The organism is Ureibacillus sp. MALMAid1270, assembly GCF_049202975.1.
Lineage (GTDB): Bacteria > Bacillota > Bacilli > Bacillales_A > Planococcaceae > Ureibacillus.
Window position 1 is genome coordinate 1 of sequence record NZ_JBMIRP010000030.1, and the last position, 24,246, is coordinate 24,246.

Annotated in this window: 18 protein-coding genes, 2 other RNA genes and 1 pseudogene; 9 read left to right on the forward strand and 12 right to left on the reverse strand. The window is 35.5% G+C overall.

The genetic code is table 11. The annotated features are described in order from the left end of the window. Window positions 1–348: 348 nt before the first annotated feature. The 3 genes from ACOQFO_RS03100 to ACOQFO_RS03110 form a co-directional block, all read right to left on the reverse strand. Window positions 349–2,130, reverse strand: coding sequence for an acyl-CoA dehydrogenase family protein (locus ACOQFO_RS03100; RefSeq protein ID WP_421688245.1), 1,782 nt, complete (start codon window positions 2,128–2,130; stop codon window positions 349–351). A gap of 223 nt (window positions 2,131–2,353) precedes the next feature. Next, the gene (locus ACOQFO_RS03105; protein WP_421688246.1) at window positions 2,354–3,526 is read right to left on the reverse strand and encodes an acetyl-CoA C-acetyltransferase; all 1,173 of its coding nucleotides are present in this window, start codon (window positions 3,524–3,526) and stop codon (window positions 2,354–2,356) included. 67 nt (window positions 3,527–3,593) lie between these two features. Next, window positions 3,594–5,978, reverse strand: a complete 2,385-nt coding sequence (locus ACOQFO_RS03110; protein WP_421688247.1) for a 3-hydroxyacyl-CoA dehydrogenase/enoyl-CoA hydratase family protein — start codon at window positions 5,976–5,978, stop codon at window positions 3,594–3,596. A 443-nt stretch (window positions 5,979–6,421) separates the two neighbouring features. On the opposite strand from ACOQFO_RS03110, the gene ACOQFO_RS03115 reads away from it, so the two are divergent. Then, a complete protein-coding gene (locus ACOQFO_RS03115; protein ID WP_421688248.1) occupies window positions 6,422–6,736 on the forward strand; it encodes a thioredoxin family protein in 315 nt (104 codons plus the stop codon). 187 nt (window positions 6,737–6,923) lie between these two features. After that, window positions 6,924–7,127 (forward strand): 2-hydroxymuconate tautomerase family protein, encoded by a 204-nt coding sequence (locus ACOQFO_RS03120; protein WP_421688249.1) that lies wholly within the window; start codon window positions 6,924–6,926, stop codon window positions 7,125–7,127. Between the two features lie 206 nt (window positions 7,128–7,333). On the opposite strand, the pseudogene ACOQFO_RS03125 reads toward ACOQFO_RS03120, so the two are convergent. Next, window positions 7,334–8,035: pseudogene (locus ACOQFO_RS03125) on the reverse strand (YjjG family noncanonical pyrimidine nucleotidase). A 120-nt stretch (window positions 8,036–8,155) separates the two neighbouring features. Here ACOQFO_RS03125 and ACOQFO_RS03130 point away from each other — a divergent pair. After that, on the forward strand, window positions 8,156–8,674 hold the full coding sequence (locus tag ACOQFO_RS03130; protein WP_421688250.1) for a C39 family peptidase: 519 nt from the start codon (window positions 8,156–8,158) through the stop codon (window positions 8,672–8,674). A 568-nt stretch (window positions 8,675–9,242) separates the two neighbouring features. Here the strand turns inward: ACOQFO_RS03130 and ACOQFO_RS03135 are convergent. Beyond that, window positions 9,243–10,130 carry a 5'-3' exonuclease gene (locus ACOQFO_RS03135; protein ID WP_421688251.1) on the reverse strand — a complete coding sequence of 296 codons (888 nt, stop codon included), beginning with the start codon at window positions 10,128–10,130 and terminating at the stop codon, window positions 9,243–9,245. Between the two features lie 231 nt (window positions 10,131–10,361). Then, window positions 10,362–11,078, reverse strand: a complete 717-nt coding sequence (locus ACOQFO_RS03140; RefSeq protein ID WP_421688252.1) for a hypothetical protein — start codon at window positions 11,076–11,078, stop codon at window positions 10,362–10,364. Window positions 11,079–11,473: 395 nt separating this feature from the next. Here ACOQFO_RS03140 and ACOQFO_RS03145 point away from each other — a divergent pair, with 395 nt between their 5' ends. Together ACOQFO_RS03145 and ACOQFO_RS03150 are read left to right on the forward strand one after the other, a co-directional pair. After that, window positions 11,474–12,820, forward strand: coding sequence for an SPFH domain-containing protein (locus ACOQFO_RS03145; RefSeq protein ID WP_421688253.1), 1,347 nt, complete (start codon window positions 11,474–11,476; stop codon window positions 12,818–12,820). Window positions 12,821–12,835: 15 nt separating this feature from the next. Continuing rightward, the gene (locus tag ACOQFO_RS03150) at window positions 12,836–13,948 is read left to right on the forward strand and encodes a hypothetical protein (RefSeq protein WP_421688254.1); all 1,113 of its coding nucleotides are present in this window, start codon (window positions 12,836–12,838) and stop codon (window positions 13,946–13,948) included. A 52-nt stretch (window positions 13,949–14,000) separates the two neighbouring features. On the opposite strand, the gene ACOQFO_RS03155 is transcribed toward ACOQFO_RS03150, so the two are convergent. Then, entirely contained in the window at window positions 14,001–14,765 is a 765-nt protein-coding gene (locus ACOQFO_RS03155) for a metallophosphoesterase family protein (protein WP_421688255.1), read from the reverse strand. A 376-nt stretch (window positions 14,766–15,141) separates the two neighbouring features. Next, window positions 15,142–16,497: a PLP-dependent aminotransferase family protein gene (locus ACOQFO_RS03160; protein ID WP_421688256.1), complete on the reverse strand. Its 1,356-nt coding sequence runs from the start codon at window positions 16,495–16,497 to the stop codon at window positions 15,142–15,144. Between the two features lie 94 nt (window positions 16,498–16,591). Between ACOQFO_RS03160 and ACOQFO_RS03165 the strand changes: the two genes are divergently transcribed. Continuing rightward, window positions 16,592–17,167, forward strand: a complete 576-nt coding sequence (locus ACOQFO_RS03165) for a GNAT family N-acetyltransferase (RefSeq protein ID WP_421688257.1) — start codon at window positions 16,592–16,594, stop codon at window positions 17,165–17,167. 71 nt (window positions 17,168–17,238) lie between these two features. On the opposite strand, the gene ACOQFO_RS03170 is transcribed toward ACOQFO_RS03165, so the two are convergent. The 3 genes from ACOQFO_RS03170 to ssrS (ACOQFO_RS03180) all read right to left on the reverse strand — a co-directional run bounded on the left by ACOQFO_RS03170 (window position 17,239) and on the right by ssrS (ACOQFO_RS03180) (window position 21,085). Next, a complete protein-coding gene (locus tag ACOQFO_RS03170; RefSeq protein ID WP_421688258.1) occupies window positions 17,239–19,836 on the reverse strand; it encodes a cation-translocating P-type ATPase in 2,598 nt (865 codons plus the stop codon). Window positions 19,837–20,122: 286 nt separating this feature from the next. Then, complete coding sequence (gene ytaF / locus ACOQFO_RS03175; protein WP_421688259.1) at window positions 20,123–20,764, reverse strand: sporulation membrane protein YtaF; 642 nt, start codon at window positions 20,762–20,764, stop codon at window positions 20,123–20,125. 130 nt (window positions 20,765–20,894) lie between these two features. Further along, a non-coding RNA gene (ssrS, locus tag ACOQFO_RS03180) (6S RNA) lies at window positions 20,895–21,085 on the reverse strand. 441 nt (window positions 21,086–21,526) lie between these two features. Here ssrS (ACOQFO_RS03180) and ACOQFO_RS03185 point away from each other — a divergent pair. Continuing rightward, window positions 21,527–22,936 carry a peptide MFS transporter gene (locus ACOQFO_RS03185; protein ID WP_421688260.1) on the forward strand — a complete coding sequence of 470 codons (1,410 nt, stop codon included), beginning with the start codon at window positions 21,527–21,529 and terminating at the stop codon, window positions 22,934–22,936. 210 nt (window positions 22,937–23,146) lie between these two features. On the opposite strand, the gene ssrS (ACOQFO_RS03190) is transcribed toward ACOQFO_RS03185, so the two are convergent. Beyond that, window positions 23,147–23,338, reverse strand: a non-coding RNA gene (gene ssrS, locus ACOQFO_RS03190) — 6S RNA. A gap of 241 nt (window positions 23,339–23,579) precedes the next feature. Between ssrS (ACOQFO_RS03190) and ACOQFO_RS03195 the strand changes: the two genes are divergently transcribed. Beyond that, window positions 23,580–23,894: a hypothetical protein gene (locus ACOQFO_RS03195; RefSeq protein WP_421688261.1), complete on the forward strand. Its 315-nt coding sequence runs from the start codon at window positions 23,580–23,582 to the stop codon at window positions 23,892–23,894. A gap of 68 nt (window positions 23,895–23,962) precedes the next feature. Next, window positions 23,963–24,214, forward strand: coding sequence for a hypothetical protein (locus ACOQFO_RS03200; protein WP_421688262.1), 252 nt, complete (start codon window positions 23,963–23,965; stop codon window positions 24,212–24,214). Window positions 24,215–24,246 lie beyond the last annotated feature (32 nt).

Here is a 24,246-nt window from a genome sequence, read left to right on the forward strand (position 1 = left end):
TTACAAGACTATATGCCTTGGTCAAAATCGATTCAAGTAGCTTGTGCAAAATAATAGCCTTCAATCCAAAAAAACATTGGATTGAAGGCTATTCGTCGTGCGTACCAGAAGACGTGCGATATTTTTTATTTCGGGCTTACATGAAAACTGTCTAGTAAAACCAATTTACTAGACAAAATACAAGGTGTAAGCCGAAAAGTATCTAGTAAAAACGATTTACTGGACAAAATTCAGTGGGTAAGCTGAAAAGTGTCTAGTAAAACCAATTTACTGGACAAAAATCAGTAAATATATCAAAAAGTGTCCCGTAACCAAAGTTACGAGACACCATTATTATTTAGCAATACATTAAACTACATACTTTTCAGCTTCGATTAATTTTACTGATGCTTCACGTTTTTTCAAGATTAAATTATAAGGGTTGAATCTTGTTAATTTGCGTAAAGCAGACAACATCATGCGGCCCATGTCGCCATCAGCTGAAGCAAGAATTGTTTCTTTTGCTTCTTTTTCGATTTCAGCAAACGCTTCTTGGCAGAAGATTTCAGTGTAAAGAATTTTTTGTTTTGATTTCTCTAAACCGTCACGATCGATAGCTTTAGCAGTACGAAGAACTACAGACTCCATTGCGTAAATTTGGTTTGCGATGTTGGCAATATTCACAAGAATTTCTTGTTCTTGTTCTAGTTTTGCACCAAAGCGTTGTGCTGCAATACCAGCTGCTAAGATACCGATTTTCTTCGCGTTTTTCACAAGATATTTTTCTTGTGATAATGCTTCTTCACCGATTTCTTCAGGCATCATCATTAATAACTCTTCTTGTAAATCTTGAGCTACTTTAAGAAGTGGTAATTCACCTTTTAGCGCTTTTTTCATAAATGTACCTGGAACGATTAAACGGTTAATTTCGTTTGTTCCTTCAAAGATACGGTTAATACGAGAATCACGATAAATACGCTCTACTTCGTATTCAGACATGAATCCATATCCACCATGTAATTGAACTGCTTCATCAGCAATATAATCCAATGTTTCGGAACCGAATACTTTTGCAATAGAACACTCGATTGCATATTCAGCAACTGCTTGCGCGATTGCTTTTGGATCTTTTTGCCCTTCTGTACCAAGACTACTCATAACTTCATCATAATAACCAACTGTTCGATAGTTTAAAGATTCAGAAGCATATAGAGTTGCAGCCATTGTAGCTAATTTTTCTTTTGTTAAATTGAAGCTTGATAGTTTTGTTTTGAATTGTTGGCGTTGGTTTGTATATTGAATTGCAAGTTCTAAAGCACGTTTTGAACCTCCAACTGTTCCAACTCCTAATTTATAACGACCAATATTTAAAATATTGAACGCAATTACGTGTCCTCTACCTACTTCACCAAGTAGATTTTCTACAGGTACATGAACATCTTGTAAAATTAATGTACGAGTGGATGAAGATTTAATCCCCATTTTCTTTTCTTCTGCACCTACAGAAACGCCGGGATAGTCACGCTCTACGATGAACGCAGTGAAATGTTCACCATCAATTTTTGCATAGACAACAAATACATTGGCAAAACCAGCATTTGTAATCCATTGTTTTTCACCATTTAACACATAGTGAGTTCCAGCTTCATTTAATTTTGCTACTGTTTTAGCTCCAAGTGCGTCAGACCCTGAACCTGGCTCTGTTAATGCATATGCTGCAATCATTTCACCACTTGCTAATTTAGGTAAATATTTTTTCTTTTGATCTTCATTACCGAATAATACGATTGGAAGAGACCCAATCCCTACGTGAGCTCCGTGAGTTAAAGAGAAACCACCTGCTAGGGACATTTTTTCACCGATTAATGCAGATGAAATTTTATCTAAACCAAGACCATCATATTCTTCAGGAACATCTGCTGCTAGTAGGCCTAGTTCTCCTGCTTTGTTCATCAATTCTAATGAATGTTCAAATTCATGATTTTCCAGCTTTTCAACTAGTGGTAGCACTTCATTAGCAACAAAATCTTCTGTCGTTTTTGCGATCATTATTTGCTCATCTGTAAAATCCTCTGGTGTTACTACACGACTTACATCAACATCTTCTATTAAAAAACTTCCACCTTTAATAATGTTAGTTGTTTGAACCATAACAAATTTCCTCCCCTTATTTTGTGTGCCAGGAATAACCCTGGCACAGTTTGCGATTTACTTGGTCTTTTACAGAACCTATATAGAAAAGCTAGGAGACTGCTCGGAGGCAACGGTGAGCAGTGCACCATAAGCTGATCTAACCCCTTAAAATCAAATTTACCTTGGCGAATTTCGCCGCATAAATTGTATCTAGCTAGCTCGATCCCCCTATTGAATGAAGTTACAGTACTTCAAATACCCCAGCAGCTCCCATACCGCCGCCGATACACATTGTTACGACACCATATTTCTTCCCTTGTCGTTTTAACTCATTGATAAGTTTTAATGTAAGAATAGCTCCAGTTGCTCCAAGAGGATGCCCTAGTGCAATCGCTCCACCATTCACATTTACTTTATCCATATCAATTTCAAGTGATCTAATTACTTGAACAGATTGAGAAGCGAAGGCTTCATTTAACTCCCATAAGTCTATGTCATCTTTTGAAAGTCCTGCAATTTTTAAAGCTTTTGGAACAGCTTCAATTGGCCCAATCCCCATCACTTCTGGTGGAACTCCACCTACAGCAAATCCTAAAAACTTTGCCATAGGAGTTAGGCCTTGTGCTTCTGCTTCTTCACGATCCATCACCAGTACTGCTGCAGCACCATCTGATGTTTGAGAAGAATTTCCTGCAGTAACAGAACCTTTTACATGGAATGCAGGTCTTAATTTTGCTAAGCCCTCCATTGAAGTATCTGGTCTCACGCCTTCATCTGTATCAAAGATGAATGTTTTCTTTTGCAGTTTATTGTTGGAATCAACATAATGCTGCACTACTTCAACTGGAACGATTTCATCCTTGAATTTACCTTCTTGAATTGCTTTTAGTGCTAATTCATGAGAACGAACGGCAAAGGCATCTTGATCTTCACGGCTAACGTTATAACGATTTGCCACTTCCTCTGCTGTATGGCCCATGCTCATATAATACTGAGGTGCTTCTTCGGCTAATTTAGGATTTAGACGAATTGTGTTACCCGCCATTGGAATCATGCTCATGGATTCAACACCACCAGCAATAATTGCTTTTGAGTGTCCTAACATAATTCGTTCTGCTGCATACGCGATTGATTGAAGACCAGATGAACAAAAACGATTTACTGTAATTGCCGGTGTCGTGTCTGGTAAGCCAGCTAAAGCACCAATATTACGAGCAACATTCATTCCTTGCTCTGCTTCTGGCATTGCACAACCTATAATTAAATCGTCAATTGGGCCTTCATAACCCGCTCTATTTAACGTCTCTTTCACTACAAGTGCACCAAAATCATCTGGACGCATTGCTGCAAGAGAACCCTTTTTCGCTTTCCCGATCGGTGTTCGCGCACCTGCTACTATTACGGCTTCGCGCATAGGTTTGTATCCCCCTTTACCTAACTTTGTTCAGAATAATGAATCGTTTATTTCCCATTACATCATTTTAGTTACGAAGTGGCTTACCCTTCACAAGCATATGTTGCATTCTTGCTTGCGATTTTGGATCGGCAACAAGTTGTAAAAATGCTTCACGTTCTAAATTCAATAGATAGTCTTCTGTAACTTCTGTTCCATATGGTACAAGTCCACCAGCAATTACATAAGCTAGTTTTTTAGCAATTTTTAGGTCATGGTCACTAATATAACCAGATTGGTACATACCTTGAGCACCAAGAAGTAACGTTGCGTAACCAGGTGCACCCACTACTTTTACTTTCTTTGGAACAGGAGGAACATAGCCAGCTTCATAGATTGCTAAAGCCGCTTGTTTCGCATCGTAAATTAAGTGATCTGGGTTAACCGAGATTCCATCTGCAAAGCTTAAGAAGTTGTTTTCTCTTGCTTCTTCCCCAGATGTAGAGACTTTCGCCATCGCAATCGTTTCAAATACTTTTGTTGCAATTGCTTGGTAGTCAATTTCCACTCCATTTGGTAACCCTTTAAGGAATTTTTCATAAAGTGCGATATTTCCGCCACCACCAGGGATTAAACCTACACCAACTTCAACAAGTCCCATATATGTTTCAGCTGAAGCTTGAATGTGAGTTGCTGGTAAGCACACTTCTGAACCACCACCAAGAGTCATTCCGAACGGTGCTGCTACTACTGGTTTTTTACTATATTTGATACGACGCATTGCTTTTTGGAAGGAACGAATGACAAAGTCTAGTTCAAAGATGTTATCATCCTGTGCTTCCATTAAAATCATGCCAAGGTTTGCACCAACGCAGAAGTTTTTCCCTTGGTTCCCGATAACAAGCCCTTTGTAGTTCGCTTCCACTTCATCAATTGCAAAGTTAATCATTTGAACAATATCAAGGCCGATTGCGTTTGATTTTGAATGGAATTCAAGTAAAGCAATTCCGTCACCTAAATCTATTAAACTAGCACCAGAATTTGATTTAATAACCCCGTGTTTTTTCTTGTATCGTTTTAAGTCGATTACTTTCTCATTTACCGGAATTTTTTCATATTCTGTTCCATTGTAGAATGCTAAATCGCCATCGATTTCTGTGTAGAATGATTCGAATCCATTTGAAAGCATTTCTTTTACAAATGAAGGTACTGTACGCCCTTCTTGCTCCATTCTTTCAACGGATTGTTTTACACCAATTGCATCCCACATTTCAAATGGCCCTTGTGACCAGCCGAAGCCCCATTTTAATGCGTTGTCGATCTCAACGATATTATCTGCAATCTCACCAGTTAGTTCTGCAGAATAAATTAATGTTGGAGCGAAAATATTCCATAGTAATTCACCTGTACGGTCTTTTGCATATACAAGTGTTTTTACTTTGTTTGCTAAACCTTTTGCTTGCTTCGCCATTTCGATTGAAGGCGTTTGCAGTTTTTTCACTGGCCCATATTCAAGTGTATTAATATCAATTTCAAGGATTTCTTTACCTTGTTTTACAAAGAAACCTTGCCCGGATTTCGCACCTAGCCATCCGTTTTCTACCATTTTTTTCATCACTTCAGGAACGTCGAATACTTGTTGTTCTTCACCTGTAGTTTTATCGTAAACCGTTTTTGCTACATGTAAGAATGTATCTAATCCAACAACGTCTAACGTTCTGAAAGTCGCTGATTTTGGACGACCGATTAGTGGACCAGTTACAGAATCAACTTCCCCAACAGTGTACCCACGTTCGATCATTTCTCGTAAAGTGATTAATAAACCATATGTCCCTATGCGGTTGGCAACGAAATTCGGTGTATCTTTTCCGATAACAACACCTTTTCCTAATACATCTTCCGCAAAAGTTTTCATAAACTGAACTACAGCAGTATCTGTGTATTCAGTTGGGATAATTTCTAATAGCTTTAAATATCTTGGTGGATTAAAGAAATGTGTTCCTAAGAAATGCTTTTTAAAATCTTCTGAACGACCTTCAGCCATTGCATTAACACTAATACCTGAAGTATTTGAACTAATGATGGTACCTTCTTTACGTACTGCATCAACTCGTTCAAATAAATTCTTCTTCACTTCTAAGTTTTCAACAACAACTTCAATAATCCAATCAACATCTTTTAACTTTTCTAAATCGTCTTCAAAATTTCCAACTGTTAAAAGATCTAAGCTTTTTTTCGATGTTAATGGAGCTGGTTTTTGTTTTTGTAGCTTTTGCAATGCTGATAATGCAAAGCGATTTCGGAAAGCTGGGCTATCAGTTGATAATCCTTTTGCTTCCTCTTCTTTTGTTAATTCTTTTGGAACGATATCTAGTATTAATGTAGGTATCCCGATATTTGCTAAATGTGCTGCAATACCAGAACCCATTACCCCTGAGCCAAGAACGGCTGCTTTCTGAATTTTGTAAGTCACGAGTACATCCCCTTTCGTCACCCTTTGAATGAATACTCATTCATTTTTTGTGTAAAAAATAAAAGCTGTTAATCAAATACACTTTAGCGCATTTGCAGCCCAGATTTTATCGATCTTGCTCGATAAATTCTTTTAAAAATCTGTGGCATCCGCCTGAAGCTTTTAACTTCATTCATTAAAGTTTAAAACCTTAAATAAACAATACACTTTTTGCCGTTACTTCTAATTTAACCATTGAATTTTGAAAATGAAGTTAAAAACAACTTATTTCTCTTCTTAGTGTAGAATATTTTGTTAAATTTATCAATCCCTTTCTTTTGAATTTTCGAAAAATTAGAAGAGATTAAGATATTTATTGATTGGTTGAATATATTCCACTCTAAGCAAATTACTTTTCGCCCATATATAAAATGTGTACACTACTCTTAAGGAGCGTGAAGAAAATGAAAGAAATTACTTCAGTTGAACAATTTAATGAAATTATTGCTTCAGAACAACCTGTAATTGTTAAATTTTATGCTGGTTGGTGTCCAGATTGTACACGTCTGAACATGTTTATTGACCCAATTATCGAAGAATATTCTCAATATACATGGTACGAAATCAATCGCGACGAATTCCCTGAACTAGCTGAAAAATATCAAGTTATGGGGATCCCAAGTTTATTAATTTACAAAAACGGAGAAAAATTAGCTCATTTACACAGTGCCAATGCAAAATCTCCAGAAGATGTAATTGGATTTTTACAAGCTCAATAAAATTGACGATAAGCTATCTTCAAATTCTTTTCGAAGGATTATGGAGATGGCTTTTTTGATTGGAGTTTTCTCGACTTGTAGGGAATAAACTCCGCGCCTTCTTTTATTGAATTATTCATTATTAGATACAAATGTAAGTGTCAATCGATTACAATAAAAGTAATTATAGGAAAGGGGTTTTTATCATATGCCATACGTAAACATTAAAATTACCAATGAAAATGTAACACCAGAAAAGAAAGCACAGCTTATTGCAGGTGCTACACAATTATTAGTTGATGTATTAGGAAAAAATCCTGCCACAACTGTTGTCGTAATTGATGAAGTAGATACAGATAACTGGGGTATCGGTGGAGAAACTGTAACGGAAAGAAGAAAAGCAGGGAAATAGGATTTTTGAATTGTTCGGTTATACAAGGTGATGGGAGATTCTATGTTACCTTGCGTTATGGTTTTGATGTGGATGGTAACATAGAGCGATTCTATGTTACCATTCTTTCTTTATTTGGGGTGGGTTGGGCACATAGAGGGGCTCTATGTTACCTTTCAGCTTCATTTTTGCTTCGTTCGGTCACTGAGAAGCCAGTCATATCGCTTTTAGACAATACTTCCTTTATCCAATAAACCTTTCAATTCCTCTAACTTCCTAATCTCGTAAGTTGGCTGCACGTCAATATTGTTCTTTTTGCCAAATGGGTTAAACCAACAAGTATCTATCCCAGCCACTTCTCCACCTTTAATATCAGAAGTTAATGAATCACCAATGATTAATGTTTTTTCGAAGTCCACATTCCCTAATGATTGAAACACGTAGTCAAAGAACTCTTTCTTCGGTTTTTGGTAACCGATGACTTCTGATACAAATACCTTGCGAAAGTATGGTTCAAGGCCCGATTCTTTTAATCGCTTTTCCTGTGTAGTGAAGACACCGTTTGTTACAACATAAAGTTCATATTTAGAAGCAAGATCCTAAAATCAATTCCATTCTCCATCAATTAATTGATGACCTTCGTCTAAGTAACTTCGATATTTTCTTTCGTACTCTGGACCATCTACCACTTTCCCATAATGCTCGAAAAAGATAGCAAATCTTGTGTTGACTAATTCTTCGCGTCCAATTTTCCCTTCTTCATGAGCTTGCCATAAACCAGTATTGAACATTTTATAAGTTTCTTTCATATCTTCTGTTAAAGGTAATTCCAATTCGGAAAATAGTTTTTCTAATGCTTGATTTTCAGCTTCATTAAAATCAAGTAGTGTATCATCTAAGTCAAATAGTAGTGTTTGATATTGTTTCATTGTAGCTTCCTCCGAGAACAAAATTTAAGAGACTCCAGCAAATACCGCAGAATGTCTCATTATGATATAATCATTCTTCTAAGTCATTTTATCTTTTACTATGTAAAAAGGTGATGAATCATGAAACTTCAACTGAACGTCGAAGGGTTTTCCCAGTATGACGATTCCATACAATTAAAATACAGATCTTCCGCATGCGGACCAACGACAATTTATGTTATTTTGCGCTATCTATTAAAAGATCCCTCATTATTAAAGGAAGTTAACGATTTTTACGGAATACTTGGCGGAACGAAAATCGGTCTATTTAAATGGCGCTTAATTTATAAACTTCGCCGATTCTTAGGAACTGGTTGGAATGTTGCAGAATGTACCCTTCACGATGCTTTAATTGAAATAAAAGAAGGTCGACCAGTTGCAATGAAATTTGATCAATATTTTTCATTTAAATGGAAGACAAAGCCAAACTTTAAATATCACTGGGTTCCGTTAATCGGTTATGAAATAAAGAATGATGAACTGTTCTTAATTTTACATGATAACGGTGGGAGAAATCGAGAAAGTCAAATTCGCAAAGTACGTTATTTGGATAATTATCAAGTATTGTCATTTGTGAAAATTGAACCGAACTCAAAATAGGTTTGTGGGCAGTGTCTACGAGACATTTCAGAACTATTTTCCGGATGAAATGTCTCATTGGTGCCGGTTACGGGACATTTCCCTTCTATTTTCCGGTTGAAATGTCCCATTGGTGCCGGTTATGAGACATTTCCCATCTATTTTCCGGCTGAAATGTCTCATTGTAGCTGTTTATGAGACATTTCTCTCCCAATTTCCGGATAAAATGTCTCATTGGAGCCGTTTATGAGACATTTCTCCTCTATTTTCCGGTTGAAAGGTCTCATTGAAGCGGGATATGAGACATTTCTTACCCATTTTTCCAATGAAATGTCCCATTGCAGCGGGTTATGAGACATTTCTCTCCCAATTTCCGGATAAAATGTCTCATTGGAGCCGTTTATGAGACATTTCTCCTCTATTTTCCGGTTAAAATGTCTCATTGGAACCTTCTATGAGACATTTCTCTCCCAATATCCAGATGAAATGTCCCATAGATTACGTCTACTCCACTAATAACTAATTTTTCATAAATAAAAAAAGGTGTTTGTCTGAAGCTGAAATTTCACGACAAACACCCCTTTTCATTTTAAGCTATTGAATACAAAGATTTCGCATGCTTCACGATCAGTCGGAAACCTCTATTTTCTAATTCATCAAAGCGTTCAGTTGAATAGTCATCTAATGCAAGCTCATCTAGTTCTGCGTCAATTTCCATGTTTCGTTCAATTGTCGCTAGCTGATGTGAAAGCTTAAGCATATCCAAATTATCCGCAATTTTTGTACGTTGAGCAGGCTTTAATTTATCTAGATTTTCAATGACACGGTCGATTGAACCATAGTTTTGGATAAGTTGTAGTGCTGTTTTTGGTCCAATCCCCTTCACTCCAGGATACCCGTCACTTGTGTCACCCATAAAGGCTTTCACGTACGCAAATTGGTGAGGTTCAATTTGGTATTCCTCTTTAAAACGTTCTTCAGTATATACGTCATACTCTGTATATCCTTTTTTCGTAAATGCAATTCTAGTTGAAGGGTTTAACAATTGAAGTAAATCTTTATCACCACTAATAACGGTGATATTCACTTCATCTTTCCATTTTTCAATCATAGAGCCAATTGCATCATCTGCTTCCATTCCCTCTTTACCGAAGTTTTTCCAACCAATAAGCTCAGAGATTTCTTTTGCCATATCAAATTGCGGAAGCATTTCTTCTGGCGGAGCAGGACGGTTAGCTTTATATCCATCAAACAATTCATTACGGAATGTGTGGGCACCCATATCCCAACAAACAGCAAGATGTGTTGGTTTCATAAGATTTTGTGCAGTCAGTACATGTCTTGCAAAACCTTGTACACCATTCGTTGGTGTGCCATCAGCTAATCGAATATATTGTCCCATTGCACTTGAGGCAAAAAAGGATCGGAATAATAAGGCCATACCATCCACGACTAATAGATGTGGTTTGTTTGTCATCATAAAACCCTCTCTTAACATGTAGTTCTATCATTATAACAAATTATGAACGATAAAGTTGGAAAGTTGAGCTGGTAATATATTGACACTCAAGTAGTATATTCTTAAAATCCATCCTATCTTGTCCCCATTAATTCATTTTTAGAAGGAAATAGAATTCACTGCAAATATGCTCAAAACCCCACTTTCTCCAGAAACTCTGGAAACAAGCGGGGGCTTAAATTGTTCGTACTATTCTCTCCATTGATTCACTTTTGCTATCATTTTTGATACGAATGATTTTGCAATATATCCCGAAAATACAGTTACTTCACTTCCACCAAATAGTTGACTTCCGCGTAAATGAACTTCACGATCGATACCACCAAAATCATAAACACTATATCCAAGCTTTCGGAACATATTCATGTTTTCCCAACATAGCAACAAATTCGCTTTATAAGAATTGTCTTTTTCAAAGATTGCGCTTGAAACATATAAAAGTAGTGCGTTTTCACCATCCACTACATAAATTCGATAGCTCAATACTTCATTGTCAGCATTTTCAATTTTCGTAAGAATTAGTGCTCCTTGATCACGTAGAAGTAACAGCGATTGAAATTTAGAACGATTTAGCTTGTCCATACCTATATGAATATTCTCATTATAAAAACGTTGAAACTCTCTTAATTGGTCAAAGGAGAGATCAGAATGTGAAGAGAGTTTAAATGCATTGTTGTTATTTTGAAATAACATTTCTTTTGTCTCAGTGGAGAGGTTATTTATTAACATTTCTTCATTTTGTTGCAGATTTATATGAATCGTCTGTTTACTTTGCAATTGACGACTTGGTCTTAAACGATGTGTGTAGCAAGATAATTTAGCTTTATATCTACTTTTCCCTCCTTTATTTTCAAAATAAATATCATTTGTTGGTATTGTAAGAAAGTTTCTATTAATCTGCAGCATGTGTATTATCCCTCCATTATTAATATATTGTGATCCATTTTTCCCCTAAACCATAGCACTCGAAATCTATTTTCCATTTCCCAGGTAATACTAATAAGCACATTTTCAAACATAAAAATGTAGCCTACAAAAATATTCCTACCAACTGTATATATTATTTACTAGTACTATATTGAAAGTATTTTATTGTTCTCTCTAAAGAATATATTCACAATTTTTCTATTTAGAACAAATTTGATAGTTTCTAGTTCCAATTCATTAATAATTAAAAGAATATCTTTATGTAATTTATGAAATAAATTGAATAGCTTGAAAGTTTATGCATATTTTGTAAATTTTCAAGGTAGAAACATAGTATAATGAGTTTAGAAATAAGACTTTGGAGGGATTTAACGATGGGATTATTAAAAGCTGGGATCGGCGCATTATCAGGTGTTCTCGCTGACCAATGGAGAGATTATTTCTATTGCGACTCAATGCCTGCTGATGTACTAATTACAAAAGGTCAAAAACGAACTGGAAAACGTAGCTCCAATAAAAAAGGTAGTGACAATATTATTTCGAACGGTTCCATCATCGCGGTTAATGAAGGTCAATGTATGATTATCGTTGAGCAGGGGAAAATTGTTGAGTTTTGTTCAGAGTCAGGTGAATTCGTTTACGACACTTCAACAGAACCAAGTATTTTCTACGGGGATTTAGGTGAATCCGTTAAAAGAAGTTTTGAGTCACTAGGCCAACGTTTCACATTTGGTGGAGAGCCAGGTAAAGATCAACGCGTTTATTTCTTCAATAAGAAAGAAATCCCTGGCAATAAATACGGTACGCCAACACCTATTCCCTTCCGAGTAATAGACCGCAATATTGGTTTAGATATCGATATATCCATTCGCTGCCATGGCGAATATTCGTATAAAATTATCGATCCTATTCTTTTCTACACAAATGTTTCTGGAAATGTAGAAGATGACTTTAAACGTATTACAATTGAAGGTCAGCTGCGTTCTGAATTATTAACTGCCCTACAGCCAGCTTTTGCTAAAATTTCTGCAAGTGGAATCCGTTATAGTGAATTACCAGGTCATACATTAGAACTATCTAAACTTCTCAATGAAGTCCTTTCTGAAAAATGGGGCCAAATTAGAGGAATTGAAATTGTATCATTCGGTATCAATTCAGTAAAAGCCTCAGAAGAAGATGAAGATATGATTAAGCAGCTTCAAAGAAGTGCCGTATTCCGTAATCCAAATATGGCAGGAGCAACGTTAGTCGATGCGCAAAGTGAAGCAATGCGAAATGCAGCAAAAAATGAAGGCGGTGCTTTATTTGGTTTTGCTGGGCTAAATATGGCCCAACAAGCGGGTGGCTTCAATGCTAATAGCTTATTTGCAATGGGTGCGCAACAAGAGCAACAAAAACAACAACTTCAACAACAGCAACAACAAGTAGCTCAACCAACTCAAAGTGCACCAACTGCAAATACATGGAAATGTTCTTGTGGGAAAGAGAACACTGGAAATTTCTGTTCTGAATGCGGTTCGAAAAAAACTGTAGATGACACTTGGACTTGTCAATGTGGTACTGTTAATAAAGGAAAATTCTGCATGGATTGTGGAACTCCTAAACCATCCAATAAACAAATCGTCTGTGACAAATGTGGCTGGAAACCACAAGACCCAACACTTACTCCAAAGTTCTGTCCGGAATGTGGCGATGTCATTAACGAACTTGACCAAAAATAAGGGGGGCGTTTTTGCATGTCTTATGAAAGACAAGAAGAATATTTAAAAGAAGTCGATGAGCACGATGCAAAATGTCCTTCCTGTGGCGCTTCCATTCAGTTCAATCCAGCTTCAGGGAAATTATCTTGTCCATACTGTGGACATGAAGAGGAAGTCGTTAAACCAGCTTCTCCTGAAGAACTATTTGCAGAGGAATTGGACTTTAATCAAGCAGAAGCACGAAAGAGTTTTGAATGGGGGAAAGATAAAAAAGTTGTAATTTGTGATGCCTGTGCGGCTGAAATGATTTACGATGTACTTGAAGTAGCAAATGTATGCCCTTATTGTGGTTCCAACCATGTAATGGAAGCAGCTGCTGAAAACTCCTTAGAACCGAACGGAATCATTCCCTTTACTGTAACAAAAGAACAAGCAAATAGTAATTTCAGACAATGGATTAAAAGAAAATGGTTTGCTCCGAACGAAGCAAAAAGATCCGCTAAAGCAGATGCTTTTTCTGGAGTCTATTTACCTTATTGGACGTTTGATTCGAAAACAAAATCGAATTATACAGCGAGATACGGGAAAAACCGTACTGTGACTGATAAGGATGGGAAAACGCGTACAGAAACAGATTGGTATTTTACAAGTAGAACTTACGAAAGATTTATCGATGACCATTTAGTACGCGCATCGAAACGATATAACGATAAAATCCTAAAACAGGTGGAACCATTTGGAACGAATCAATCGCTGACGTTTAACAAAGATTTTCTTCATGGTTATGTTGCAGAGAGATACAGTGTTGGTTTAAAAGAAGGTTGGGAACAAGCAAAGGGTGAAATTCACAATCAACTAAGACGCGAAATCGACCGACATATTCGAAATCGACACCATGCGGATAAAGTATCGAATCTTCAATTTTCTACTGTACACTCAAAAGTAAAATATAAATATATAATGCTCCCATTATGGCTCTCTTCGTTTAAATACAAAGATAAAATTTATCAGTTTATGGTGAATGGTCAAACCGGTAAGGTCGGTGGGGAGTCACCTATATCTCCTATTAAAGTTGCCTTCGCGGTATTACTTGGACTTATTGCTGCTGGTATTGTTTATTATCTTTACCAAGAAGGATATATAGGATAATCTTATCAATCAATCAAAAAAGGCACTTCTCTTTCAAAAATAGAAGTGCCTTTTATAATGTTACTTTATATGAAAATACATCTTTCTCTCTCTGTGCAGCATATACCGTTAATTCGTTCGAATCTTTTGTAAATACCACACCGTGAAGTTGGCCGTTCTCATTGATAACTCCACCATCAATGCCTACTTTCTTTCGGCAAGGGGAAACCCATACTTGATTGCCCTTATCTTCATTTAAATTTAAAGTTGGTGTATGGCCAAAGACTATCGTTTCTTTCGCCTGATGTGGTGTGCCGTGAAATTCTTCACGAATCCAATAGAAAGTCTCTTCTTTAGTTTGTTTGAAATCTTCAAATTGAACATCAATACCAGCATGAACGAACACATAGGAATTCCATTGATAGTAAAGTTTTAACTGTTGAATGAATTCAATTTCTTTAGAATATTGTTCCTTAAATTTCGTCGCTAACTCTAATACATTTACATCACTAAATATGATATTTTCTTTCATATCAGGAAAAAAACTATGTATTGTCGCTATGCCGCCGACTTTTTCTTGAAAATAAAATTCAGAAGATTTTTCTGTATACATGAGCCAATAAAGTAGTAACTGTTCATGATTTCCACTTAACGCAACTGCCCCGTGATTTTGTGTAAGATCCATTACCTTGCGTAAAACTTCTAAACTATCCGGACCACGATCAATATAATCACCTAAGAAAACTAGTAGTTCTTCTTTGGGATTCCATTTCTCCAATATGTTTTCTAATAATTGATAGTTCCCATGTATATCACCAATTGCGAAAACCTTATCCATTCGACACACATCCTAAAATAATTGATCGTAGTTATTTTTACATAACCATTACGTTAGCTTATCACTATCGTTTCTATCTCTATTATAATACAATTCAAAAAAGAATTGTAACTAAACCCCATCTATAAAGACGAAATCTTCACTAAATTTATTATTATATTTATTATTACAAAATCATTTATAGAAGTATTTCATTTATAGAAGTATTTCATTTACTCTTATTCATCAAATTTAATGATATAAAAAGTTTCATAGGCTAGCACAGTATCATCGCCTGCAGCTAATTTCTCTTCGTATACATCTGCTAAATCATTCATTTGTGTTTTATGAGCACGTAATACTGCAAGTTTTATTTATTCTATCAGTCTCCTTCCTTTCAAAACCAAACCTCTGATAGAGTTTTAATCCCACAAGTGATTTCTTCAAGGGATAAGGAGCCATATCCAAGGATAACTTTATTGGAAGTATGATCTGATCGGTCAAATTGTGAAAAAGAATCAATATGCACATTGGCTAAATTTGCTTTCTCAATAGCTTTACTTTCTGTTAATTCATTTGGTAATTGTAAAACTATATGTAATCCTGCGTCATCTCCCGTAATCTTAAATTTATCTCCCAAATTCTTTTCAATTTCTTCAATTAAATGTTTTCTTTTTTCACTATAAACCTTCCGCATTTTTGAGATATGTTTTTCAAAATGTCCATCTTTCATGAAATGCGCAAGAATGATTTGATCTAATCTTGAAACGGTTGATTTTTCGTATTGCATAAATTGTTCAAATGATTCAATTAAATGATGTGGTAGAATCATGTAACTTATTCGTAGTGAAGGAATCAGTGTTTTAGAGAAAGAACCAAAGTAAATAACTCGACCATCATAATCTAGTTGAGCTATTGGTGGGATAGGGCTACCTTTATAACGGAATTCTGCATCATAATCATCTTCAATAATGTAGCTTTGATTATTCGTTGCCCATTTTAATAATTCAGTTTTTCTTGAAATCGACATAATACTACCTGTTGGAAATTGATGAGCTGGTGTTGTATAAAGCAATTCAATTAGAACTTTCGGAACGATACAACCTTCTTCATCAATTTTTACAAATTTCGGTTCAAGCTGTAACTGTTTGAACGTATGATAAATTCTATGAAAGCCTGGATTTTCAATTCCTACATTTTTAGGATTCAAAAATTGAACTAACATTTTAAGCTGTTGTTGAGTTCCATCAAAGATAAATATTTGTCTCGGTTGACAGTCGATACCTTTTGCTTTACGAATGTAGCGCGCAATTTGATTTCTTAAAATGGCCTCCCCTTGCCACTTTGCATTTCGTACGATGCTAGGCTGAAAATATTCTTTTCCATACCTCGACCAAATATTAAAAGGAAAAAGTGTGCCATCTACTTGCCCATTTTGAAAACTTATCTTCTTATTTATATCGTTTTGAATTTCTTCTAGTGGTTCGAACTGTTCCTCAAAAGAATATGGATACTCTACTTCAGAAACAAAATAACCATTTCGCTCAATTGAATAAATATACCCCTCACTCAAAAGTTGTTCATATGCTGTTTGAACTGTTTGCACACTCACATTTAGTTGGTCTGCTAAAATGCGCTTTGGTGGTAACTTTTCATGAGCCAACAATTGTTTCGTTAATACCATTTGTTTAATTTGTTTATAAATTGAAATATATTTTATTTCTTCATTTGATAAAAAGATTTGTAGTTCCATCACTTTCTCCTTGGTATTGTTAAAAATTATCCTTTTGGTTATTTCTATCATATCAAAGTTAATGTTAAATATTTACTACAAGGAGTGATTATTTATGGAAATTTTACAAAATGAAGTGGTTAAACTTGTGCCGATAGACAGTAGTCATATAGAAGGAATATTCAAAGCTGCAGCAGACCCTCGTATTTGGGAGCATATGTCAGTGGAGTTACTAAGAATGGAAAATGTCATTAAGTATGTTGAAGATGGTATAAAAAAACGGGAAGCACAAACCGATTTTGTTTTTGTCATTATTGATCAGAGTACAGGTGAGATCGTCGGGGCTACATCCTATATGGATATTTCCTTTCAGCATAAGCGATTAGAAATCGGCTCTACTTGGTTAAACCCTTCAGTCTGGCGAACAAAGATCAATACGAACTGCAAGTACCTTCTATTAAAATATGGTTTTGAGCAGCTAGGCCTCAATCGTATACAAATCAAAACAGGTCACGAAAATATCCGTTCTCAAAAAGCAATCGAACGAATTGGCGCAGTAAAAGAAGGCATATTACGCAATCACATAATCCGAAAAGAAGGCATCATCCGACATACGGTTATGTATAGTATCATTGTTGAAGAGTGGGATGAAGTGAAGGAACGATTTGAGAAAGTTTTATTAAAGTCATAAATTCTATTAAATTTTTGCTTAATGGTAAAAGGTCAGCCTGATAACAAACCAGGTTGACCTTTTTCTGCGTTCTATTCACTTCTTCTAAAGAATAGTTTATCAAGTTGAATGACAATCAATGGAATAATCGCTAATCCATATACCGTTAATAATTGTAAATGGTTTAACACTGCTGATTCAAACAAACCTGTAATAAGTACTAAATTTAACAGTGTAAAACCGATTAAGAAAGCGATCCAAACAGTTAAGTTTGAGAAAATACCAATTTTAAAAATAGATTGTTCTGAACGGCAGTTAAATCCATGGAATAATCTCGATAAACATAGCGTTGCAAAAGCCATTGTAGTACCTACAACTGGATCACCGGTCGATAATCCGATTTGGAATGCAATGACGGTAACTACCCCAATGACAGTCCCCTCGAATGCTACTTGAGAGACAAATTTTTTATTTAACAGCGGTTCATGAATATCCCGCGGTTTTTCCTTCATGATTTTTCTATTGTGTGGCTCTAAACCAATTGCAATCGCTGGTAAACTATCTGTCAATAAATTTATAAACAATAGATGCTCAGGTGCAAATGGTACAGGCAATGCAAATATTGTTGCAAAAAGAACTACAAATATAGCTCCTGCATTTCCAGATAATAAGAACATAATTGAATTTTTAATATTAGCGTAAATGCTTCTCCCGTTGGAGATTGCTTTTACAATCGTTAAGAAATTATCATCGGTTAAGATCATTGAGGATGCATCTTTTGCTACTTCTGTTCCTGTTTTTCCCATTGCTACTCCAATATCTGATTGTTTTAAGGCTGGGGCATCATTTACCCCATCGCCCGTCATTGCTACAACATGACCTTTTTCTTGCCAAGCCTTAACAATCCGAATTTTATGTTCTGGCGATACACGAGCATACACAGAAATGTTTTCAACTTTATCTCGTAATTCTTTATCTGATAATTTTTCAATTTCTTTTCCTTCGATTGCTTCAGAAGGATCTTTTAAAATACCAATTTGTTTAGCAATAGCTGTTGCAGTAATCTTATGATCTCCTGTAATCATGACAGGTTTAATGCCAGCATCAATACAATCCGACACTGCCTGAGCAGATTCCTCGCGAGGTGGGTCCATCATTGCAACTAAACCAACAAAGGTAAAATTATTCTCGTCATGTACACTTATTTTTGGTGAAGATACATCTTTATAAGCAATGGCTAGTACTCGGAGTCCTTCATTTGAAAAACTATAGGTTGCATCTTGAATTTTATCAATATGTTGTTTTCTAATAGCTACGCTACCATTAGGTGTTTCAACTTTGCTAATGTGAGGTAAAAGTATATCTACCGCACCTTTTGTAATCATGACGTAGCGATTGCCCATTTTATTAACCGTACTCATTAATTTACGTGTTGAATCAAATGGTATTTCACCTACTCGACTATGAAGGCCGCGCACAATTTGCTCATTCAATTGATATTCCTGCCCTAAATTTACAAGGGCTAATTCGGTCGGGTCTCCTATTTGTTTACCTTCCGCAATGATTGCATCATTACATAATAGAGCCATATTAACTAATTTTCGATGAAGCAGATTGTTTAGATGCAACTGATCATGCGACAAAATTTCATTGCCTAAAAGTAACTTTTGAACCGTCATTTTATTTTGAGTGAGTGTTCCTGTTTTATCTGAACAGATAATTGAAACGCTACCTAAACTCTCAACTGCGTGTAATTTACGCATGATGGCATTTTCTTTCGCCATATTTTGTGTTCCAAAGGCTAGAACAATCGTTACAATAGAACTTAATGCTTCTGGAATTGCTGCTACAGCCAAAGATACAGCAAACATAAATGAATCAATAAGCTCACGACCGCGAATTAGGTCCAGTGCAAATATGATAATACAAAGGATAATAATCCCAATTGCTAGTCGTTTTCCAAACTGTTCAAGACTCACTTGAAGGGGTGTTTTTTTCTCTTTCGCACTATCTAGTAAACTAGCAATTTTACCAATCTCAGTGTTCATACCAATAGATGTAACGATAGCTTGTCCTCGACCATTTGTAACAAAACTACCTGAAAATACCATGTTTTTTCGATCACCAAGTGCTAATTCTTCTTCCTGAATGGAACTTACCATTTTATGAATTGCGAGTGATTCGCCCGTAAGTGAACTTTCGTTAATTTGTAGATTGTAGCTTTCAGTCACTCGACCATCTGCACTAATAAAATCCCCGGCCTCTAAAATAAGAATATCTCCAACAACAACCTCTTTTGATGGAATTTCAACGACTCGTCCTTCTCTTAATACTTTTGAGATCGGTGCTGCTAATTCTTTTAAACTATTTAATGATTTTTCCGCTTTTATATGTTGAACTGTACCTAGAATAGCATTTAAAGTAATGACGACTATAATAACGATTGAGCTATCTATGTCTCCAAGAAACATTGATATAATAGCCGCCACAATTAAGATGATGACTAAAAAGTCATTGAACTGCTCTAAGAATATTTGGGCTGCATTTTTCTTTTTTCCTTCTTTTAATTCGTTATATCCGTACTTTCTCTGCCTCATTCGAACCTCATAATCTGTTAATCCATGGTCAGTTACATCCAATTCTTTCATAACCTCTTGTACAGATTCTCGGTAATATTCTGTTGCATTCAATTGCTACCCCTCCTATTCTATTGAAAGATATTAGTTTAAGCGATGGAGCTATCTCACAAGATGATCATTCAATATAAAGAAATTTATGGTTGAAATCTGAGAAATATACTAATTAAATGATGATAATTTATAAAAAATAGATTTAATTTAATATTAAGTTCACATTTGATAGAGGGAAAAGTAAATATGGAATCGTGAGGAGGGAGAAGTTACTGTTATAGAACATTCATTTCCCCATCAAAAAAACGTTAATCTTAATAGTGGATTAACGTCCTTGATTTGTATATTAAATTTTAATTAAACCTATTAATATTAAAACGATTCCCGGTAAAAACGTTAGACTTTTCATCCAGTGAACATTTCTAAATATCCTCCCAATATTAATGCCAGCTATTACAAATAAAGTACTAGAAACAGTTATGATAATTGAAAATAAGAGGGGTGGCAAGTCAATTAGTGCAGCACCTATACCTGCACCGAAAGAATCTAATGATAGAGCAAGCCCTAAAAAAAGCGCTTCTTTCCCACTAATAACCCCAGATTGATCAAAATCAGCTTCCATCGGCCGTTTTAATATTTTTATCACAACAGATATTGATCTTAATTCAATTTCAATGATTTTGACATCTTTTTTATTTTCATTAGTAGGTTTTTCAATTTGTGATGTGAAAAATTGATAAAGAACCCATATCCCAATTCCAATAAGGATGATCCCACCAATTGTTTCCCCAGCTTCATAGGAAATAAATAATTCAATAACTGAACCAAATCCCATTGCTAATAACAATAAGATAAAGGTACATGAAGAAATAATAATTAGCGATTTCATTGGAATTCTAATTTTACGCATTCCATAAGTTAAACCGACAGTAAAACTATCGAGACTTACTGCAAATCCTAAGAGAAACAAAGCAATTAAATCACTCATTATTTACTCCTTTCAAACGAGCTACCTCCATATGTTATGAACGAGGGTTACATAATGACATTTAATTAAAACTACAAAATACAAAAAAAGCACCCTGAATCATTTCAGAGTGCTTTGATAATCTACTATGTAGGAAGCCGCTTTGCCGTAATTATTATAGAAAGTTTTAAACCACCACTCCTCGAAGTGGGTGTTCGCAAAAGATATCCAGTATATCATCACGCGTATTGGGTGATGCCCGCCATTCCATCTTCGATCTAAAACTCCCTTTTACAGCATAAAGGTTAAAACTTAATATTCGTACGTACAACGCAACTTTAATGCTATATTACGAGATTCCATTTCTATGTGCAAGTAAGTATTTTTTTTAAAAATTGTCAACAAACTATTGATGGAAATGATGGATTCAACATCCAAATCTAATTACACAGATAGATATATGGGACATTGGGGACAGTCTTTCTGTCCCATTTTTCATGTGGGACAACGGGGACAGTCCTTCTGTCCCATCTTTCTCCTTTAGAACATAAAATCCATTCATTATTCTAAAAAAGCGATTTGTGGTTATTCCGCATTCTATTTTCAAAGTTAAAAATACAAAACCCAATATTACCAACCATCACTCCTATATAGCTAGAATATTTATTATATTAGTATTTTTCGCAATATTACTTCTTTTATAGTTTTTATTGACTATTGAATTGTGAATAAATTAAGATAAATTATACTAAAATAGTTAATTCTAAATTGGGGGACAAAACAATGGAAAATACCATTGATCGACAGACTAAGAAGCACCCTCCTGGATTATATTTGTTATTTATGACAGAAATGTGGGAGCGTTTTAGTTATTACGGAATGCGAGCAATCCTTATTCTCTACCTTACAAAGTCATTAATTGAAGGTGGACTAGCAATGGATCAAGGGACCGCTCTTATGCTTTACGGTTTCTTTACAGGAGCAGTTTATTTTACACCACTTATTGGTGGATATCTTGCGGATAGATTTTTAGGACAACGACTTGCGATTACCATTGGTGGTATTACGATGGCGTTAGGGAACATTGCCTTATTCGCTAATCAAAGTTTTGCTGCAGTATACATCGGTCTAGGTCTAATCATTATTGGTAACGGTTTCTTTAAACCAAATATCTCGACTATCGTAGGTGAATTATACGGCCCTACTGACAAACGTCGAGATGCTGCATTTACGATTTTCTACATGGGGATCAACACTGGTGGATTCTTCGCACCACTTGTAATCGGTGCTATTACTGATAAATGGTTTGCAGTAAATCTTGGTAATAACTTAATCGAATATGGTTATAAATATGGATTCCTAGCATCTGCAATCGGGATGATTATTGGACAAATCTTGTTTAATACTTTAGCTAACCGATTCTTAGGTGATATTGGTAAAAAACCATTAGGTAAAGCACAAGTTTCAAGTTCAGGTATTGTTGAAAAGCAAAAATTAACGAAAAAAGAGAAAAATAGAACAAAAGTTATTTTTATTTTAGCAGCTTTTGTTGTGTTCTTCTGGGCAGGATTCGAACAAGCTGGTGGCGCATTAAGTATCTATACAGATAAATTTATTGACCGTTCCGTGTTTGGTTGGGAAGTACCAACTGCTTGGTTCCAATCTGTTAACCCATTATTCATCATTCTTTTAGCTCCACTTGTCTCTATGCTTTGGGTGAAATTATCCAATTCAAAACGTGGGGATCTTCCAGTTCCAACGAAAATGGGGATTGGTATGATTCTGTTAGGTGTCGGGTTTATCGTCTTATTATTAGCAGTTATGCAAACTGGTAGCGATGAAAACAACATTCTAACAAAAGCTAACATCATGTTTATCATATTTACTTACTTCTTCCATACAGTTGGTGAATTGTTCTTATCTCCTGTTGGATTATCCTTCGTAAGTAAATATGCTCCGATTAAATGCGCTTCATTATTAATGGCCGTTTGGATGGCAAGTTCATTCGTAGCAAATATCGTTGCAGGCCAATTAGGGGCATTCACTTCTAAATTAGGTTACTTCGAAGTATTTGCAGTAATCGGTGCTGCAGTAATCGTTCTTGGATTCGTTCTTATCTCACTATCGAAAAAACTAGTGAAGATGTTAGGCGACGACGAAAACGAAGATCAAACTACAGTAAAAACAAACTAATATTAAAAAGGGCAACCAGACTCAATCTGGTTGCCCTTTTTTGGGACATCGGGGACAGTCTTTCTGTCCCACTACACATGCACTGGGACATTGGGGACAGTCTTTCTGTCCCACCACCATTCCCATTCCCCTTCCCTATCCATCAAACAACAATAAAAGCACCCTAACATAAATCAGAGTGCTTGGAAAGTCATGCATTATTAGAAAATAAGGTAAGCTGCCTTGCCGTAATATTGATAGAAAGTTTTAAACCACCACTCCTCAAAGTGGGTGTTCGCAAAAGTTTTCCTGTATATCGTCATTCACTTTCGGGTGACGCTTGCCATTCCAACTTCGATCTAAAACTCCCTTTTACAGCTTAAAGGTTAAAACTTAATATTCGTACGTACAACGCAACTTTAATGTTATATTAAGATATTATAAATCCTCTTGCAAGTAAGTATTTTTCAAGAAAATAGTCAATCATATTTTATTGGTAATCAAGGATATCCTAACGAGATAGATTGAATATGTATTTGAACTTATCTGAAGATATAAGCTCGGATAACTTTAAAAAGACATTTTTTAGACCTTCTACTTCTAAATACAATCAAAGACCACACATGGTAAATCTAAAAGATAAAATGCATAATAAGGAAAGTAAATGAAAAAGATAAAAAACATTGTTTGTCTACTTTTAGTAACTAGCTTGCTATCAGGATGCTGGGATTTAAGAGAGAATACACGCATGTTTTATGTGCACGGTGTTGGAGTTGATTATAAGGATGGTATGTACGAGTTATATCTTCAACTCATTAGTTTTGCAAATGTAGCTAAACCTGAACAAGTGAATCAAGATGTTGTTCAAGCAGAAGTGAATTCTGAAAAGGTAAAACCTTTACCGAAGCAATTTTTGAAATTTACCATTCAATTGACGAGGAAGTCTATTGGGGTCATTTGTCTTTTTTATTGTCACTGAAAATGTCTTAAGGAAAGATAATATAAAACGCAACAGTATCTTTAAATAGTTATACAGACACTGTATCGATGGATGATATTCGAAAAACAGTTAAAAAAATTGTAAGTGAAGAAATTATGACAACTTACAAAGAAGGCTTGAAAATGAAGGCTGATATATATAGACTTTCAGAGAAGTTGTATCGTACTAACATAAAGCTATGGAAGGAAGTGCAAACTGACGGGAAAATTCCGCTCTCTGAAAAAACCATTCGAAACATACTGATTACAATCGAAAACTTCGATTCTGGTCGAAAAGAATATAAGACAACGATTGATTAATTAAAGTAGTAATGACTGGAAAATAAGAAGCT